The organism is Paenibacillus lautus NBRC 15380 (assembly GCF_004000945.1).
Classification (GTDB): domain Bacteria; phylum Bacillota; class Bacilli; order Paenibacillales; family Paenibacillaceae; genus Paenibacillus_AQ; species Paenibacillus_AQ lautus.
Genome location: NZ_BIMF01000022.1, coordinates 12682 through 32756 on the forward strand (window position 1 = coordinate 12682; position 20075 = coordinate 32756).

General features: G+C 40.1%; 13 protein-coding genes. 1 reads left to right on the forward strand and 12 read right to left on the reverse strand.

Features of this window, described 5'->3' with window-relative positions; all coding sequences use genetic code 11:
* Window positions 1-114: 114 nt before the first annotated feature.
* Together PLA01S_RS26505 and PLA01S_RS26510 are read right to left on the reverse strand one after the other, a co-directional pair.
* Complete coding sequence (locus PLA01S_RS26505) at window positions 115-3435, reverse strand: S-layer homology domain-containing protein (RefSeq protein WP_127594758.1); 3321 nt, start codon at window positions 3433-3435, stop codon at window positions 115-117.
* Window positions 3436-3657: 222 nt separating this feature from the next.
* Window positions 3658-4518 (reverse strand): phosphatidylinositol-specific phospholipase C/glycerophosphodiester phosphodiesterase family protein, encoded by an 861-nt coding sequence (locus PLA01S_RS26510; RefSeq protein WP_127594759.1) that lies wholly within the window; start codon window positions 4516-4518, stop codon window positions 3658-3660.
* 566 nt (window positions 4519-5084) lie between these two features.
* Here PLA01S_RS26510 and PLA01S_RS26515 point away from each other — a divergent pair.
* A complete protein-coding gene (locus tag PLA01S_RS26515) occupies window positions 5085-7745 on the forward strand; it encodes a sulfatase-like hydrolase/transferase (RefSeq protein ID WP_127594760.1) in 2661 nt (886 codons plus the stop codon).
* 1044 nt (window positions 7746-8789) lie between these two features.
* Here the strand turns inward: PLA01S_RS26515 and PLA01S_RS26520 are convergent.
* The 10 genes from PLA01S_RS26520 to PLA01S_RS26565 all read right to left on the reverse strand — a co-directional run bounded on the left by PLA01S_RS26520 (window position 8790) and on the right by PLA01S_RS26565 (window position 20069).
* Window positions 8790-10622: a beta-galactosidase gene (locus tag PLA01S_RS26520; RefSeq protein WP_127594761.1), complete on the reverse strand. Its 1833-nt coding sequence runs from the start codon at window positions 10620-10622 to the stop codon at window positions 8790-8792.
* A gap of 67 nt (window positions 10623-10689) precedes the next feature.
* A complete protein-coding gene (locus PLA01S_RS26525) occupies window positions 10690-12090 on the reverse strand; it encodes an undecaprenyl-phosphate glucose phosphotransferase (RefSeq protein ID WP_127594762.1) in 1401 nt (466 codons plus the stop codon).
* Window positions 12087-12998 carry a glycosyltransferase family 2 protein gene (locus tag PLA01S_RS26530; protein WP_127594763.1) on the reverse strand — a complete coding sequence of 304 codons (912 nt, stop codon included), beginning with the start codon at window positions 12996-12998 and terminating at the stop codon, window positions 12087-12089. Before PLA01S_RS26530 ends, PLA01S_RS26525 begins: the two co-directional genes overlap by 4 nt.
* A 111-nt stretch (window positions 12999-13109) precedes the next feature.
* On the reverse strand, window positions 13110-14036 hold the full coding sequence (locus PLA01S_RS26535; RefSeq protein WP_127594764.1) for a glycosyltransferase family 2 protein: 927 nt from the start codon (window positions 14034-14036) through the stop codon (window positions 13110-13112).
* A 79-nt stretch (window positions 14037-14115) separates the two neighbouring features.
* Window positions 14116-15000 carry a dTDP-4-dehydrorhamnose reductase gene (gene rfbD, locus PLA01S_RS26540; RefSeq protein WP_127594765.1) on the reverse strand — a complete coding sequence of 295 codons (885 nt, stop codon included), beginning with the start codon at window positions 14998-15000 and terminating at the stop codon, window positions 14116-14118.
* Entirely contained in the window at window positions 14997-16019 is a 1023-nt protein-coding gene (gene rfbB / locus PLA01S_RS26545; protein WP_127594766.1) for a dTDP-glucose 4,6-dehydratase, read from the reverse strand. The genes rfbD and rfbB overlap by 4 nt, the downstream gene beginning before the upstream one ends.
* A 12-nt stretch (window positions 16020-16031) precedes the next feature.
* A complete protein-coding gene (gene rfbC / locus PLA01S_RS26550; RefSeq protein WP_127594767.1) occupies window positions 16032-16580 on the reverse strand; it encodes a dTDP-4-dehydrorhamnose 3,5-epimerase in 549 nt (182 codons plus the stop codon).
* Between the two features lie 11 nt (window positions 16581-16591).
* Window positions 16592-17335 carry a sugar phosphate nucleotidyltransferase gene (locus tag PLA01S_RS26555; RefSeq protein WP_127594768.1) on the reverse strand — a complete coding sequence of 248 codons (744 nt, stop codon included), beginning with the start codon at window positions 17333-17335 and terminating at the stop codon, window positions 16592-16594.
* 73 nt (window positions 17336-17408) lie between these two features.
* Entirely contained in the window at window positions 17409-17687 is a 279-nt protein-coding gene (locus PLA01S_RS33095; RefSeq protein WP_127594769.1) for an acyltransferase family protein, read from the reverse strand.
* A 57-nt stretch (window positions 17688-17744) separates the two neighbouring features.
* Window positions 17745-20069 carry a glycosyltransferase gene (locus PLA01S_RS26565; RefSeq protein ID WP_246059866.1) on the reverse strand — a complete coding sequence of 775 codons (2325 nt, stop codon included), beginning with the start codon at window positions 20067-20069 and terminating at the stop codon, window positions 17745-17747.
* Window positions 20070-20075 lie beyond the last annotated feature (6 nt).

Consider the following 20075-nt stretch of genomic DNA (forward strand, 5'->3'; position numbering starts at 1 on the left):
TTGTGATGTAGGAGCCAAAGGACGCGGTACTGTACTGCTGAGATGAGAATGAAAAAGCCCGCCCGAATTCACATGAGTGAATCGGACGGGCAAGATGATCATTTTAGCCGTATTTTAGAGCAAGTTGATTAGTAATCTCGCCAGCTGTTTGAGTGCCGTAATTTTAGCATCATTCTGACTGCCAATTCTAGCTTGCCACGCCGCGTCACGAGCAGTGATCAAGTCAGTTAAAGTAGGGTCATCATTAATCAGCTTATCAGCATCTGCAATGGCCTCATCAATCAACATGTTCAGTGTCGGAATAATGATGGATATTGGTTGAGCAATTGTCTGCTGCGACCCACGGGCCAGCTTAACCTTTGCGTGATAAATAACGTATTGAGCACCGTCATTGTAATTCTCAAGAATGATCGAGCCTTGATCTTCTTTAAGATATACGCTGCCAGTTACGGTTGCTGGAGTTGTCATTTCCAGATCCTCAATGATAACTAAAGTATCATCCAATAGAGGATTATTTCGATCTGCAAGATAAACCGCATCCCCAACCGTTGTAAGATAGGAAACTCTTGACTCAATCATTAGTTTTGCCTTCTCTTCGTTCAGAAGATCAAATTCTCCATCCTTAATGTCCAGCGTATCATAAGTCGTATCCAGAACTTGATTACTGCTTACATCAATAAATTCAGTTTTAAATGTATATCTTCCCGCTTGCTTGAACTTCAGCTCATACTGGAGTTCAAGATTAGACACATCATATCCGTTATCATTTGAACCGTGGTAAGCCTCAATCGAATTATTCAATGAATTGGGCTGGAACGGTAACAAAGCACCTTCACTTGACTTGAGTTCAACAATATCCGGGTTCAACGGACCCTCGATAGAAAAGCGAAGGTATACCTTATCTTGAGTTGGATAATATCCCGACCCAAGCGTAAGCCGTAAAGCTTTATCAACTAAACGATTTCCTTCAATGGATGAGTAGAAATTATACTCTACTGCCGGCTGAAGATCAGACTGAGGTTCATCCAAAACAAGTTTGTTATGATCCGTGAAATTCAGTTCTGCGCCGTTTACTTCCATATCGAATACATACCAGTATAACTCATCTCCACTTCCACCCGGGATATGATATATCTTCACAGGTTGACCGCTATTTCCGCTGTATATCTCGACTTTAGCAGTTGAATTACGAAGCGTTTCCGATCCGTCATATCCGTTTCTGGAGTAGTTGTGAATATAGAACTGATACTTGCCGTCTACGCGCTTGCGAATGGTCGTTGTCTCTGGGCCATAGGAGTCTGTATCATCATGGTCCAGATCCGCGTACTTTTCTCCCTGATAATAATATTCCCGATCACCAAAATAAGTGTGGAATGATCTTCCATCAGGCGTTGGTCCAAGCAGGTGGGAGTCTTCATCCCTCGGCTTCTCACCCCATGTCAACACGATGCGAATCTCATCGTTTGCCGGGATTTTGATTGCAGTCGCATCTTCATTCCGGTTAAAGCTGTCGCTTAGTGAGACACCTACTACATAAGTCGTAATAAAGCCGGCTTTTGTGAGTTGTCCAGTATATACCCCGGCTGGCAAATTAGCGGTATATCGTCCATCCAAACTAGTAACCGACGACGCAGCAATGCTGCCCGTTGTATTGCCTAATCCTCTGCGGAAGTCAATTCTCATACCTTCCACAGGAAGTTCGTTAACATCAGTTATTGTACCTTCGAAGCCTTCAAGTTTCACACTTCCCGTTAAACTTGTTGTGAACTTGGAGCTACCCTCTACAGGAGACACATTAAGAACAAATGTATCACCATAATGCTCATCGAGCGAAATCGGTTTAAATGTCAGCATTTTAGTTACATTATTAAAAGCAATGTCTTCCAACTGATAAACAGTGCCTGCGACCGTTGCGCTGATGTTAAAATCAGTCAGTTCCAGAGAAGGCACGGCATTCGCAAACTGTAATACTGCCTGTCCGTTACTCAATTGAATACGGTTCGTAACCGGCGGCTGAGTAGGATTAGGATTCGTTGTATTCCCGTTCTCTCCGGTTCCAGCGTTAGATCCAGAAGTAGAACCTCCGCTACTAACGCTTACGGTAACGTTATCCGCTAACACCAGACTGCCCGGGCGCTGAGTAAAGGATACGCCAGCAGCATTAACTTGGGCACTGCCAATGCTTCCCTGACCACTCACAGACGCTGCTGCATTAAGAATCAGGGATAGGACAGATGCAGAAGATCCAACATTCAGACTCGTGCCGGAAGCATTCGCCGCAACATTTAGCTGAGCTACAGAGCCTGAAGTAAGATTCACATTCAGCGAAGCTGCTGTAACATCTACTGTTTCGAACTGCCCTGCTAAAGTCACGTTGGAGCCAGATGGAATAAGATTGGACAATAAAAGATCTTTAAACCCTTCACCTGTCAAACCTGTTTCTTCCAGGATCGCACCGGATTGCAGTGTAACCTGTGACACAGAGCTGCCACCTTCGGCAACGATACGGACACTTCCGTCCTTTTTGTTCACAATAACGGTAATAAGCACGGAGTCAACCACATGAATACTGTTTTTGCCCCCGCCTTTTATCGTTGTACTTCCCTTGACCGTTACTCCTTGAAGCGTGACATCCCCTTCACCAACGCCTTCGCCAATGACAAGGTTACCCTCTATGGTCATATTTTGAAGCGTGATATCCGAGGCATTAATATGTACGGATCCCGGAATTTTCTTAGTTCCTGTAACAGGACCAAATGTGCCTGCCTTGTCATAACTCGTAACTTCCTTAGATTTAATCTGCTCAAGAGCACGATCAAGTACAGTTATGGCTTCAGCACGCGATGCACTTGCTGTCGGTCTGAACTTGCCATTACTTCCATTCATGATACCGCTAGAAGTGACAGCCCCGATCGCCCCTTTGCTCCATGTTGGACTACTATCCGTGTCTGTAAATTTATTGGCTGCATCACTTGGTTTAAGCTCCATTAGTGAACTCAAGATGACAGCCAATTCCTGACGTGTTACCTTACTATCCGGTTTGAAGGTTCCATTGCTGTATCCCTTCATGTACCCTTGCGAGGCAGCCACGGACAAGTCATTATAGTACCATGATGTACTTTTGACGTCACGGTATGAAATGACAGCCTTTGTCTCGAACTGAAACGATCGATTAATGACCGCGGCAAGCTGAGCCCTAGTTATTGGAGCATTCGGATGAATCTTTCCGTTTTGATCCCCATTAAGATAACCTTGTTCATTCCATTTTTGAAGCGACTTGCTTGCCCAGTGTCCTGTAATATCACTAGCACTGGAGGTGGTTTGTGCCTCACCTTTTGCTGTTGCGGCATAGGCTCCGCCTAACGGAGACAGTATGAGGGATATACCTAATACTGCACTTATTGCCCTTTTGTAAAATTTTAGTCTGTTACCCAAGTTGAATTCCTCTCTCCCTAATTATTATCAATCCCAACACAAGACTATACGACTATTATTCTATCGATTTGAATCAATAGACCTAAATCTATATAGTCTATAAGTTCTAATAACATTAACACTTCCAGTAAATAACACAAGTCCAATTACTGGAACAAATGAAAAAACATGCCCTTTTATAGACATATTTTTTCATAATCTGCATATATGGTTGGTTATTAACTAAAACCTCAAACTGTTCTGCTCCAGCTCCGGCTCTGTCAGCAGGTCTGAATAAACGCCGTACACGCCCCATTTTTCATAATTGTTCACGGTCGTGGTGTCATTAATGGTGTGGACATAGGTCACGGCACCCGCTTGCCTCAGCTTGGCTACGAAATTCGGGCTGACCTTGTACTCCGGCATGGTAACAGCGTCGATATTGTTTTCCTGCACGAAGGCCGTGATCTCGGCGGGTGAATCTTGCGTGGCATACAACGTATAGATAATTGATTCAAACGGATAGATGTCCATGACCATATCGAGCATGGGCTCATTATAAATTTGGATGACCACCCGATCCAGAAGTTTCGAATCCCGCTCATAAGCAGCGTTTACAATCTCCGTGAACAGGTATTGAATGTCCTGATCCTTCTGCTCCTTCGTATCCGTCACGATGTAGATATCGGGATGACGCTCCATCATATCCATGATCCCCTCAATATCCATCGGTTGGTATTGCTCCAAAATCGGCGTATTTATGAATTCCTCATGGCTCAGGCGCGCTGCCTGCTTATCGTCAGGGAGTTTTTCCTTCTGGCCCAGCTGCTGTGTCATGCTCTCCGTCCACTCATGCCTGGCCACGACTTTACGGTCCTCCGTCAGCATCAAATCAATCTCGAATACCCGAGTGCCTTTCTCGTAGTTAACGACCATGGCTTCGTAGGCGTTCGTGTAGGGTTGTTCCCCGATGCTTCCCATGGCATGGGCGATCAGGCGATAGGCCGCGAATCCTTGCGGCTCTTCCTCTTCCAACTCCAGATGAGTCAGAAGCAGTATCATAACGGCGGAAAATAATAGAAGGACAACTGCGATCCGTTTCATGGTATCCCCACCCTTTGTTTCGTTCATTGCTGTTGCTAGGTAAATACCCGGTTAATGGAGGGGCCAAACAAAAAAACGCCACTTGGCTACTGCCAAATGACGGAACGCATCATACACAAAAACTGCCCCATTGATGTTCTGCAGTTTCACGTACTCCCATTCATGCTTCCATAAGACGCGACGGAGGTTTTTTGCGGATTAGTCAGAAAATCAAATCTTCTAGGTTTTCGTAAGAAGTCAATCTCTACAACATTAAGCCACGGCTGAAATTTGCATACTGGACTGTCGATACTCCCAATACCATCACGAGGAGCTTAATCGGCTGTTGTTCCATAGTTTGGCGCGAGCAAAATACTTGTGGACAATAGCAGATAAATCGGATTCGTTCCCCCTCCTTGCTTTTATAGATAACGTAATCACTTTCATTTCCTTGTCCATTTTGTCTGATAATCAGTATGCACTTTATAGTTTAATTTCCATTATTTATCTAGCACCTATTCTATTTTACGTTATAATTTTAACTATTGCTTAAATCTGTTTATTTTACTCAAGGAAAAGGGTGCATCATGAAGATTCTTAAAATATCAACATCCGTCATTATTCTATTCATCATTTTTAGTCTGTTATGTCCAGTAACCAAAGCAGAAAGTGACTATTTGGGATCAATTGATTCTCCAACTTCTAATGCTAAAGTTTCGGATACACTCAGTATCTCAGGTTGGGTTTTCAATAAAAAAGCTGAGATTACGTCAGTCACCATTTATGTTGATGGTAATCAAATCTCAAAAGCCCAATATGGGTTAGAAAGAAAGGATGTCGAAACAACTTACCCTCAATACAAACAGGCAGCTACTAGTGGATTTCTTAAAGATATTTCAATTGCTGATTTCTCTTTTGACAAACATGTTCTTGATGTTATAGCAGAAAGTACAGAGGGGGACAAATACAGCGTTGCCAGACTCAACATTATACGCGAACAGAAAGTTACGTTTACTATCGATTCTACTGTAAAAGATGTCATAAAGAACGAAGAGGATATCAGTATCAATGGTTGGGCTTTTAATGAGACTGGGATTCGAAGTATAGAAGTCTATTTTAATGACGAATATATTGGCAATGCTAACTACGGTATCGAACGAAAAGATGTTCATAGTTCATATCCAAATGATAGCAATTCTAATTATAGTGGCTTTAATTTTATTCATAAATCTAAAAAATTAGACCCTGGTGATTATAAATTACAATTAATAGCGGTAACCAATAATGGGGAAAAATCCAAATTTTATGAGGATACTTTTATTAAACAAGATGACAATATTGTTGTAAGGTCTATTATTATTATATTGTTATTTTGCTTACTTACTTTATTACTATTCAAAAATCATAAAAAGAACAAACAGTTTATTAAACTAAAATTTTTATTCGACCATATAATAGTGCTCTGGTTTATTATTAGCACAATGGTAAAAACCCTACTTTTTTCTCACTTTAGCAATACTAGTATTAATATTGCTAATGTTTTTTGCACGCTTGGACTAACGACTGTGATTGCATTAATGATAAGTTTTTTAAAACACTACCATCTAAGGAATATAATATATATTTTAATCAATGTTCTTCTCACGATAATTATTTTGGCTGATCTTATATATATCAGATACTTTAATGATGTTACATCTATAATAATGCTCCAGTATATACAACAAGTAAGTCAGTTAGGCGATAGTATTTTTCAACTTTTAAAACCAGCAGATACAATATTTTTTGTGGATTATATATTTGTGCTATTTTTGTTTGTTTTATTGAGGAATAATAGGCCTGGGAAAATGAATAAATTAATTATTGTATCTTCTATAAGCCTTTCTCTTTTTGCGATTTCTTTACAAGTTGTAAAAATATACAAGGATGATACACAAATTTTCAAACAGACTTTCTCCAATAGAGAAGTTGTTAATCACCTTGGTATTATAAATTATCATGCTTTCGATATTTATAAATATCTAGAATCTAGCTTATCAAAGCCGAAGGTAAACTCTGAGGAAAAGATGCAGATTCAAAACTGGTTTGATAATCATAATATATATTATCCCGAAAGCCCGACATTTGGTAAGTTTAAAAATAAAAATCTAATACTAATTCAAGTGGAATCACTCCAATCTTTTGTTGTTAATTTAAATGTAAATGGGTATGAAGTCACGCCAAACCTAAATAAATTAGCCAGAGAAGGATTTTATTTCAATAACTTTTTTGATCAAACTTACAACGGGCGAACATCTGATGGAGAATTAACAGCCCTCGCCTCCTTATATCCTTTACGCGAAGGAACAGTAAATTTTCGATATCCTAACACTGAATTAGATACACTTCCCAAACTATTGAAGGACAGCGGTTACGCTACCTTCTCCGCTCATGCTTATAATGGTGAGTTTTGGAACAGAAAACCGATGCACCATAATTACGGTTTCGAGGAATCCTATTTTGCAGAGGACTTTAATACAACAGAATCAATTGGTTGGGGACTTTCAGATACTGAATTTTTTGTACAGTCAATTGAAAAAATAAGAGATCTCAAACGGCCTTTTTTTTCCTTTTTGATTACACTAACAAATCATCATCCTTATGACTCAATACCAGAGAAATATAAAGAATTAGATTTAAGCGGAATTGATGATAGGTTAATGGAGAATTATTTGCACTCAGTACACTATACTGATACGGCTATCGGGGTCTTAATTGAGAAATTAAAGCAAGAGGAGCTATATAATGACACTATTATAGCTATTTATGGCGACCATGATGCAGGACTTGAAACGAAATCCATATGGCAAATGAGTGATACGAACCTGAATTATAATAAATTTGCAGATAAAGTTCCCTTTATAATTCATATTCCTGGAACAAATGATTCAAATGAAGATGGCCTTGCTGGACATTTAGATATAGCGCCGACTTTACTGCACCTTCTAGGCATTGATACAAGTGAAGCATATTTTATGGGTGGCAACCTATTCGAACATGCCGCTAACCGTATCTTACCCACAAGAGATGGAAGTTACATTACGGATGAGTTTCTATTTGAAGGTCCTTGTATTAACTTGACCTCGGGGACACAAATAGATACAAAATATTGTAACCCTCCTTTAGAGGACATGGCTACTCTGTTCAGGATTTCTGACATTATGATTAAAACGGATCTATTTAGTAAAAGAGAAATCGAGAAACATTAATCTAGATTTAATTTTCCAACTTTCTAAAAAAATTTTAAATCTAACTTAATCAATAACACGATGTTTTTATTAGGCGGCGATCTTTCCAAAATTCATTTGGGAGGGATCGCCGAGGTAGTTTTTGAAGGATTTCGGATTGTAAAACGCATACAATCCACAACTAGTGTTTTTCTTGTTCTAGGATATGAGGCTTCGTCTGGAGTGGCTCCTGACAGTTTTTTCTCCTCCGGCCACTTCAGATTGAAACCCCTGGTCCGAAATGGAGTAAGACATACCCTGGCTCTACTGTTCTATCATTTCTGTGACCAATTTAAGGTCATCACTTTCAGAAAACAGACTACAATCTCATTGTTGTACAAATCCATTACTACCGAGAGAGTAGTTACATATGTAATACCCTGCTGGATTACAGTAACGTAAACTTTTAAACGTTTTGAAATAACGCACCGACAGTTTTGGTCAATAGTGGCTTCTTTACGAATAACTGATTGATGTAAATTAAACTTTTTGTTTGTTGACTCTTGACCTTCTTTCTCTAAATCGATCAGCATTCGTTTATAACCAAAATAGAGATATCCTCCGATAAATCTCCAAGATATATGCTTTTAAATCGACATCCCAGTCGGCTCACTGCTGTATCTACCTTTCCCTCCCACTGAAATTTTCAATTAAGCATTTGGAAGTCCACTTGCGCTTTCAGGCAGGCATCTTCCACTTCTGCATACTTAAGTTGGTTCAAATCCCTCGGTTGTTCTCAAAACTCTCTCCATTATGGCTTTTACGTACCCGTGTGATGATTTGACTCTCACTTCTGACTTCGCATTTTTCCATGATTCAATTGTAGCCCAACCCTGATCTATTCATAGCGAACCGGCTCCTTCTTTGTTTCTTCAATATATTCCCGGGCATAACAAAATCCCCTCCGGTCGACAATGTTGAGTTCATTAAATGATCTCTTTTTTCACTGTCTGACATGAGGGGATTAATACCAGTTGAGGACCCAAGAATTTAATGCAGATTTATTTATATTTTCATTCTACTCAATTAATGCTTAGCAAATTCAATTATCGCTTGGAATAATTGATTTGACCCTTCCAATTTATTATCAGCTCTAATGTTAAATCTTTGTAGCGTATCGCTCTCTTGGGGTTTTAACGAATCTGGGATAATTGATATGTAATAAGGACTGATAAATGTTGCCCCGTCATTAAATTGAGCTTCTAGTGAGTCCAAGGCCACATTTGGTAACTTCCACTGTTGTATGTGGTACTCAGGTACTCCATATTCAGTTGTTTCTCTTTCTTCAAGAAATCTCCTTATTGCATCACTGTTTGTTGCACCACCATAAAGATTGATGCCAAGCTTATATGGCAATTCCTTACCGACAGACTTAGCCTCCATAAACAATTGATAGTTCCAAGAGGAATTAATCCGTGAGCTAATCTGGTGCGAAAACAATTTATCTCTAGGTAACCCTGACTCATTAGCGACCTTCCAAAAGTAATTCAAAAAATCCAGCACTTGATGTTCTCTATATTCATTCCAATCTCTCGCTAATGGATTGTAATATAAAGCAGTGAGCGGAGTTGGTTGATCCAACCAATACTTTATATTCAATAATTCAGCATTTTTAAAATTATTTTGGCTATTAAAATGCAAAGAAACATCAGGTGTAAGCTCCTGATTTCTATCCACAACTACAAATCTAACTTGAGCAATGAGATACGATTCTTTTCTTGATTTTACAACTACCTGTGCATCATGTTGACCAGGAGATAAACCACGGTAATCTAAGTCATATCGAAATCCGACATTAGGACTAGTTATCTCTTTAACTTCTCGGTATACATCTAATCGATGAAGACCATGTTCAACATCCCCAAATTTCTCACCATCTATATATATCTCTAATTCTTCAACAATTGATGTTGGATCCCATAACCATCCGGATATAGGCATCGTACCAGCTGCATATTGATCAAAATGTTCAGTAAAAGAATTCATTTTTTCTTTATGTATATTCTTACTAGGAGGATATATTTCTTGAAAATCTCCATACACACTACTATATTCATTATTTAGTTTACTAATATCTCCGTATTTATCTTCTAACCACCTTTGAAATCCATCAATAGAACGTGTGCTATAATCCGTAACTAGAAAGTTATCTGTTGCTCCCGCTCCATTAGTGAAATCCGGATATAAATGATGCGTTTCTCCTGCCATCGTTATTCCTACAATCCGACTTCTTACTTCAGTCGGCAACTCAGCTATTTGATTGCCTATATGGCGAAGTGCATTAAAGCGATAATGGTTAACAGGAATTGATTCATCTGTCAGTAATGTAAAAGGCACTACAGAGTTCCCATAATATTCATCATTCGGTGTGTCCCCGTTTTTAAGTAACATTAAGTTATCAGGATTTTTCGAAAGTTCTTTAGGCAAGGGCCCTTCAGTATCAAAATGATTAGCCATGAGATACACAACTACAGGACGATTAATATTTTTTATCAAATCCAAGTATGAATCAACTTTTTTTTCATTAATTCTCCATTCTTCACCAGACTTTTCGTAAAGACTGAGTAGGAATATGGGAAGTTCATACCCAACTTGTACTTCTCCAGATGCACCACCTGGTTCTAATTTTTCAAGAGCTTCGTTAAGAAGTGAGGCAGCGTTATATCCCTGACTAATACACCAATCCATAGCTTCTTTTGCTGTCTCAAATGACGGCTCATGATTAATTGACTCTTCACATAAATTGACACCCTCTATAACAGGAGTAATATAGAAAGTCGAGCGATTATCAGATTTTGCATCACAGCCTAGTAGCTGGATTATACATATAAAAGAAAGTGCAATTTTCAGAAATTTCATATACTCTCCTCGGCTAAGTTAACAAACTATTGTTATTCTCAGTTTTTCTATAAATTATAGCATAAAATTAATAAGCGTTCTTGAATCCGTTACGGATCGTTCGCAGAATGATTTTGATGTCAAACAGAATGGACCAATTCTCGATGTAGAAAATATCGTGCTTGATCCGCTCCTCAATCGAAGTGTCCCCGCGCAGACCATTGCTCTGCGCCCATCCCGTGATGCCCGGGCGCACGTGATGTTTCACCATGTACTTCGGAATTTCCTCTTTGAACTGTTCAACATAATAAGGTCGCTCCGGTCTTGGGCCCACCACGCTCATATGTCCGAACAGGACATTGAAGAACTGCGGCAGCTCATCCAGACTGGTTTTCCGGAGAAACGAACCGAATTGGGTGCGGCGCGGATCGTTCTCTACGGTCCAGCCGGTATCCGGCACCCCTTCCGGCAGCGGCTTCATCGAACGGAATTTATACATATAAAAGTTCCTGCGATTCAGCCCCACCCGTTCCTGTTTGAAAATAACAGGTCCCCGGGAGGTTAATCGGACACCGAGGTAAATCCCGATCATAACCGGCAGGGTAAGGATAATCGCCACCAAAGAAAATACGATATCAAACGCTCGCTTGAACAGCCGGTTTGCCACATGGTCCAGCGGAATATCACGCACGTTGATCATCGGCATACCCGCAAAGTTATCAAACACCGGCCGTGCCGGGAGGTAATCGAAAAAGTCCGGGATAATCAGCGTTCGGACACCTGCTTTTTCACAAGCAGCAATGATCTCCGGGTATTTGTGGTGCGCATTTAGCGGAAGTGCCAGCACGACCTCGTCCACGAGCTTTTCGTTTAACACCTTATGTAGATCGCTGACCGAACCCAAAATGGGTTTAAGCCGTCTCGCCTCAATGTCGTCCCACTGCTGGTAATCATCCAGGAAACCGATGACTTCATATCCAAGCTCCGGGTACTGCTTCAGATTTTTGAAGAAGCGCTTGCCCAGCGACCCTGCACCCACGATGAGCACGAATTGGCGGTTGTAGCCTTTTTCCCGAAAACGCTTGAGGGATTTCTTGAGAAAATAACGATATAGGATAATGAATGCTACATTGAGAATCATGTAGATGGCGAGATACCAACGGGAGATATTCACCTCTTTAACAAAAAACATAATACTGAGGAGAATGAACATCCCGATGAAATGCATCTGGAAGATCTTCATAAACTCGTCAGCAAAACGCTTTTTCCGCTTGGGGGAGTATAAAGAAATCATGATGCCGACAACCACGGCAACCGCGCCGTATATCAAGCTCCACATCCCGTAAGATTCGATGGGCAGCGGTTTTTCGTACGGAAACCAACCGCTCTCGAATTTCACCCACCAAGCGAGCAGAAACGCCAACTGGATAAAGGCGAAGTCGGTCAACATATACAATTTGGTCAGAAAGCCCTGATTCTGGCGGATCATGATTTCACCTCCACTCCACCTGAAGATTGCGTGATGGTTGCTGGACGAATGGGCTTAAGCCAGTTCGTGAGCAGGGACAGGAGCAATTTTAAACCAACGCCCGTATAGACGACTCCATTAACGAATATGTTGTATTTCTGCCGGTAATGCTTCCGATGAAAAAGAATCATCGCCCGATGAAACTCATAAATGATTTTGAACGGCCTGCGCTGGGCGCTGCCCCCTTTATAATGGATAATCGTCGTCCGAGGATAATAGTGAATCCCCCATCCCGCTTGTTTTATGCGATAACACCAGTCGATGTCTTCCCCATACATAAAGAACGTTTCGTCCAGTGCGCCTACCTGCTCGATTGTCTCGCGACGTACCAGCATAAACGCACCAACCAAACAATCCACCGGATACTCTACGTCCGGATTCAAATATCCCAGCTGATACTGGTTGAACTCCGGTTTGTTCGGGAACAGCTTGCTGAGCCCAAAAGCATAGTAGAAGGACGCTAAAGGCGTCGGGAACCCTCTTTTGCAGGCCTTATCCAGCGAACCGTCCGGAAGGACGATTTTACAGCCAGAAGCACCTATGATCGGATTATAGTCCATAAAAGCGACCATCGTCTCGATCGTATCCTGCTGGATAATCGTGTCGGAATTTAGTAACAGCGTATAGCGACCTTCCGCCACTTCCATCCCTTGATTGTTGGCTTTGGCAAAGCCTGTATTCTCCGTGTTCTCGATCAGCTTGACCTGTGGGAATAACTCTCGGATGGTCTGAACGGACTCGTCCTTCGAGTTGTTATCTATCAGAATCACTTCATATGTATATTCCGTCTCCGATGCAAACACGGATCGCAAACAATCCACCGTTAGCTGACAGGTATTGTAGTTCACGATTAAAATGCTTAAATCCATTGCATAACGTCTCCTGACAAATATAGTAATCTATCGACATTATAGCACAAAGACGCAGGGCGGGCAGGAATAAAGAACTTTATTTACTAAAATCTAGTTATCGATGACTCTTTATATATAGCCCACAAGAATTAAAAATCGAAAGAGTGACTGCTCTAGGATCGATTGACGATAGAGTATCGATCTTTGAAGAAAATAGATTCTTGCACTAAGTTGTTGTCTAGGCGCAATGAAAAGTTCAAGTTGCTCTCTCTTCTTGTCGTCCAGAAAATGACCATACACTCGATAAAACTCTCTTGCTTGTAAGACAAGAAGATGCCTCCCCTTATGTTTTACATAACTGCGATATTTCTGTTTTAGTTTATCGAATAAAGAGTTACTTCCACCTACAACATTACTTTCATGCTGGCGATACAGTATCGAAGGACGATTATCATATATTACATTGCCGAATCCGGATACCAATAAGTAAAACCACCAATCATGCATAATGATTTTACTATTATCGACCTCGTACCCTTTAACAAATTTATCTCTCGCCGCCATATTTATCGTAATGGTTGCTCCAACAGCAATATTTTGCACTAAAGCATTGTAAAATGAAGGTTGCTTCGAAGGGGCCTTGGGCCAAGTACCGAGAGAATTCAAATCTTTATCTGTCAGCTCCGTTGATGTGAAAACCATAGCAGGAATATGATCCGCTTGAGAACTTAACACACTTACAGCACGCTCAATTTTCTGCTCCATCCATACATCATCCTGATCGCAGAAACAGTAATAATCTGCATGGGGGTCGGATTGCTGAACCAACTCAAAAAAACTGGAAACAACCCCTATATTACTTCCAACGATCACTTTGATTCGGTCAGTATGAGCTTTAGCATATTCCTTTAATAATGCTACCGTTTGATCAGATGATCCATCATCACGTACAAGAACGGAGATATGAGGATAACTTTGCTTTAAAATACTTTGTAGCTGGCCGGATATATAATGCTCCCCATTATAAGTAGACAGCAGCACCTGAACCTGTTTCATTCTTTTTGTAACCTCCAAATAACTCCTAAATATATAACATAAGGCCTGATCATACAGATCAGGCCTACATTTGCTGTATTCACTTCAAGTATAGTTCAGGGTGCTGTTTCATATCCAGCATAAACTGCTTCAACCCTTCACGCCAATGTGGTAAATCCTCTAATTGGTTTAGACGGATAGCCATGTGATCCATTGTAGAATTGGCCGGACGTGGAGCGGGTCGTGGAAACTCTGCCGTCGTGCAAGGTTGCAGCTCAGCTGTTATCGCTAGTCCCAATTGCTCATGGGCTTCTTTAAAAATGGCCACGGTAAATTCATACCACGTACAAGAACCACGGTTGGAGGCATGATATAAACCGTATTTTTGAGTGGAGATGAGGTTTAACAAGAACTGCGCCAGATCTACCGTGTAGGTGGGCGAACCTTTTTGGTCGTTAACCACCTTTAACAGCGGTTTTTCTTGTCCTAGACGAAGCATCGTTTTTACAAAATTATTCCCGTGAAGCCCAAATACCCAAGATGTTCTCACGATAAACCACTTGGAGCAGAAGTCCCGAATCATTTGCTCGCCTGCCAGCTTGGAGCGGCCATAAATCGTTTGCGGGTCGGTGTCGTCATATTCAACATAGGCCGTCTCACTAGTACCATTAAAAACATAATCTGTGCCGATAAAGACTACGGTGGCACCGATTTTTTCGGCGGCTACTGCGATATTTCTCGTACCTATTGCATTCACAAGATACGCACCATCCGTATCGCTTTCGGCTGCATCCACTGCGGTATAAGCAGCACAATGGATGACGAAATCCGGATTATGAGAAGAAATAACCTGTCCGCATTGCTCCATGTTCGTAATATCCAGTTCTGCTCTTCCGCAGCCGATAACCTGATACCCAGCTTCAACAAGAACATCTGTTACATCCTGCCCCAATTGACCATTTGCCCCAGTTACGAGTACCTTCATTCAACTTCACCCAATCGCTTGCCGTACTGCCGGGTCATATAATCCCTGTAAGCCCCGGACTGGATGCGAGTCCACCAATCCTTATGGCTCAAATACCATTGAATCGTTTCCTTAATGCCTGTCTCGAAATTATGCTTTGGCTTCCAGCCGAGCTCATTCGTGATTTTTGTAGGATCAATGCCATATCGGCGATCATGGCCAGGACGGTCTGCCACGTAAGTAATCAGCGACTCGGGTTTGCCAAGCTCCTTCAGGATGGTTTGCACAATATGCAGATTGGTCCGCTCATTGTTGCCACCGATATTATAAACCTCGCCTAACTTCCCTTGATGGATAACAAGATCGATCGCACTGCAATGATCCTCAACATACAGCCAGTCCCGTATATTCAAACCATCCCCATAAATAGGCAAGGATTCGTCATTTAGTGCCCGAGAAATAATAAGGGGAATCAGCTTCTCAGGGAATTGGTATGGACCGTAATTATTCGAGCAGCGGGTAATGTTGACCGGGAGACCAAAAGTCTCATGATAAGCTCTTATGAGCAAGTCCCCACCTGCCTTGCTGGCTGAATAAGGACTGTTAGGAGCAAGTGGCGTGGTTTCAGAGAATAGCCCCGTATCCCCCAGAGAACCGTACACTTCATCCGTCGATACTTGGACAAACTTCGTTACGCCATATTTCTTGGCTGCATCCAGAAGTACTTGTGTACCCAGGACATTAGTGTTCACGAAAATCTCCGGTTCCAGAATACTGCGATCCACGTGTGACTCTGCGGCGAAATTAACCACCACGTCGATACCCTGCTGGAAAATAGCATCTACCGCTTGTTTATCAGCAATATCTGCCCGCACGAATGAGTAGTTTGGCTGATTCTCAATCGATTTCAAGTTTTCCAGATTACCTGCATAGGTAAGAGCATCCATATTCACAATCTGATAATACGGATGCTGCTGCATCATATATAGAATAAAGTTGCTGCCGATAAAGCCGGCACCGCCGGTAACAAGAAGTTTCATACTTACTGCCCCCTAGTCAAAATTCATCTCTGCGTCTTTTAGCAGCGGGTGCTGCTGGTCTTTATCCGATAGAATCGGATTCGACGTTGGCCAATCGATTCCCAAAGCCGGATCATTCCATAATATGCCGCGGTCATTTTCGGGGGAATAATATTCGTCCACTTTGTAGAGAACCTGGGTATTGGGCACCAGTGTACAAAAACCATGGGCAAAACCTTTAGGCACAAGTAGCTGACGATAGTTATACTCGCTTAAGATGACGCCCATCCACTGACCAAAGGTAGGGGAGCTTTTTCTAATATCTACGATGACATCGTAAATAGCACCTGTCAGGACACGTATGAGTTTGGTTTGAGCTTTTGGGTTGAGCTGATAATGTAGACCCCGTAGGACACCCGGTTCGGCAGATAAAGATTGATTGTCTTGAATGAAGCTATAGGTAATGCCATGTTGGTTAAATAGCGAATCGTTGTAACTTTCCATAAAGAAGCCACGGCTGTCACCGTGGACCTTTGGTTCAATAATAGAAGCCCCGTATAATGATAAAGGAGTAACAATCATTTTAATACCTCCTATACTTTGAGTTTGCCAAACTCTTCAGTGAATACTACATTATGTGCTAACTCATTAGCCTTTGCCAACGAAGCATGTGTTCCCGCATCAGTCCACCACCCGCTCAAAATATCATACGTGAGCTCACCCCTTGCAATGTATGCATTATTCACATCCGTGATCTCAAGTTCTCCGCGTGCAGAAGGCTTCAAAGTTTTTACAATGTCAAACACATGATGATCAAACATATAAATACCTGTAACAGCATAATCAGATTTAGGAAGAGATGGTTTCTCTTCTATAGAGATAATTTGATCCCCTTGAAGCTCTGGCACACCAAAGCGTTTAGGATCTTCTACTTGTTGAATAAGAATTTTTGCTCCATGCTGCTGCTCTTTAAAATTCTGAACGAACTGCGATAGATTATCTTCAAAAACATTGTCTCCTAGAATAACAACCATTTGATCAATTCCAACAAAGCTTTCAGCAAGATCTAAAGCTTGAGCGATCCCGCCTGCTTCATCCTGAACTTTATACGTAAAGGTAACACCCATATCACTTCCACTTCCGAGCAAGTTAACGACTTCACCCATATGTTCTTTTCCAGTTACAATTAGAATATCTTGAATATCAGCCTGTTTAAGTTTATAAACGGCATGAAAAATCATTGGATATTTCCCAACCGGGAGAAGATGTTTGTTTGTTACTTTTGTTAATGGATACAACCGTGAACCTGTGCCTCCCGCTAGAATAATACCTTTCATAAAAGCCCTCCGTAATTTGAAATAGTTTAAAAGGTCCACATACGATTTAAAATGATGTTACTAATAGGCACAACTATGTGAGCCCAAACTTGATGTAGGAATTATTTAAGGTTAAACTCTGCATTATTAAGAAGCCACTCACTACGAAGAAACAGTTCACAGCCAATGTTCCGATAGAAATCTGATTATTTGAAATACTTGCAAGTGGATCCTCACCATTACTTTGACCCTTAAGCAATATAAAAGAGTGAGAAAATATCACAGCAATGGCCAGTACAAAACGAAGAAAATCAAAAAAATTATCCTTTTGATTATATACTTGTTCAATAGTTGATATCTTGTTTTCCTTCATTAAATATAATCTCACCTTTTATTAGTTAATCAAGTACTAGGTGGCCATTTATAGACCTTAATTGAATTGTCTTTTTTTGAATCTGAGATAAAGATATATTACTTTTTTACCAAATCTAAGCGCCATACTGTCTGAATTCCTCAATTTATTTAGAACTTTCCATCCAATTGTTGATCTCATTTTTTGCAGTTCATTTTGGAGTTGTTGAACTTGATTCGAATATTCTCCTGAAGATGTAAAATTAGTATCTGGAAGATAGTATTTTAAGGCAAGCATAATATCACGATTCAGAAAACCACCTTCGACATTAAAATTAACTTTCATGGAATATCGACTATAAATATCTAGATACTTCTCAACCATCTCTTGTTTGTTTTCAAATCTATGTTTGCTTATTCTCGTTTTAACTTCCATAAACTCATCGTTATAATTTCCCACAATTTGATTTAACTTCGATATAATACCATCTAGTTCCATTGAATCAGCTATCCAACCACCACCAACTTCAATAACTCTTTCTTTTAAAGCCCCCATAGGAGTAACTAAAACTGGAATATTGTGAGCCCACGCCTCAGACAATGTATAAGAAAACGTTTCTGGCCAAGGTGAAAGTAAACAAATCAAGTCTAATTCTAATTCGTCCAAAATCCCACTTAGTTCCTCACGTTTATATTCTCCATGCTTTATCACATTTTCTTGATTTATTAGATTAAGTCTCTGATCACCAAGCCCTCCAATTAAATGCCAATTAATACTCTTCTTAGGAAAATTAGTGATTAGTCTATAAATCAAATCACTACCTTTATTAGGGGAAAGCCCTCCGAGGAACCCAATATTCCACTCTTTCCGTTCATCAGCCCTATCGTTTCGATTTGGGGTGGATCCATTAGAACTCCCATGTTGTATAGTCATGATTCGGTCAGTAATAACCGGATACTCATCCTTAAAAAGATTTTCAGTAAAGTGGGAAGGAGTAATATAAAGATCGATATATGGCAACATTTTCTCAACTTCTTGTTTCCACTTGTTTATAAATACTGTATGAAACCCATGCGAACTACGCAAGCATGCTGAACATTTTTGCTGGGATCTCATACTGAGACAGTAATTATTATTCTCGTCCAACAAATTTACTCTTGGACATATCAAATAATAATCATGCAATGTGAATAGAACTTTTAAATCATGTTTTTTTGCAATGTATGGGACATCGAAACTATGTTTTTGTAGATGATGGATATGCACTAATGTAATATCAAAAGATTTAATAATATTTTCAATTATTTCACTATATTCCTTATGATGAAAGTGCTGTAAAGTAAGTTGATTATGAAAGGGAAAGTGATATTTTGCAATAAATTCTCCATCAAAATACTGTTTCATCACAATTTCATATCCATTTGTTACGATGACAAATGCATAATATCCTTTTAACCCCATTACAATATCCTTTACATGATACTCAGTCCCCCCAACAGGGTGATTGTATGGTTCATCAAAGAAATTATGTAAAACAAATAAAACATTCCCGTTTTCTTGAAAATATTTATGAAGATCTTTTCTAATGTTTATATTGTCATGTATTGGTTTCAAAGGATTATTCACAATGAAATCGTGGACATTCCTCTCATAATATGGATATCTATCATTTAATATTTTCAAGTTTTTTTTAAGTAGTTCAAGCTTCTCTCCTTGAAATGACATAGAACCTTTATGATATATAAAAGTGTGATCATCTAGCACATTTTTATAACCATGTTCTATGACCCTGCAACAAAAATCATTCTCCTCCGCGTAGCCCTTACCAAACGTTTTATCATCAAATAGACCAACCTCATTAATCACGTTTCTTTTAATGTACATACAAAAACCAACTGCTGTTGGTATTTCCATAAAATATTTCATCGAAATTTTCTCAATAAATCGTGCAAAGGAATCAATTGAGTATCCTTCGGGTATTTCATTGTCCTCCAAGAATACTGGAACAGAACATATACTACCATTATTCGTTAAGGGGGTTACTGTAGCAATCGTTTGATCAGAGTAAGCAACATTTTGCATCTTTTTCAACCAAGAATCAGTAACAATCGTATCACTATTAAGTAGAACCACATCCGAATCAGAATAACTCATGCCTCTATTAACAGTTCCAACAAACCCTAAATTAGAAGTATTGTTTAGAACAATAATACTATCTCCACTAAGGTTATTCAGATTATTCAAATATACACTTACATTCTTATCTGGACTACAATCATTAATAATAACAATCCGATTATTATTCAAGTCTGTATGTTTAATTAGAGATTCTACACACTCTTTAAGTTCATCTAGCGCATTATATACAGGAATTACGATATCGCATTTCTTTATCCTACTCACAAAAAA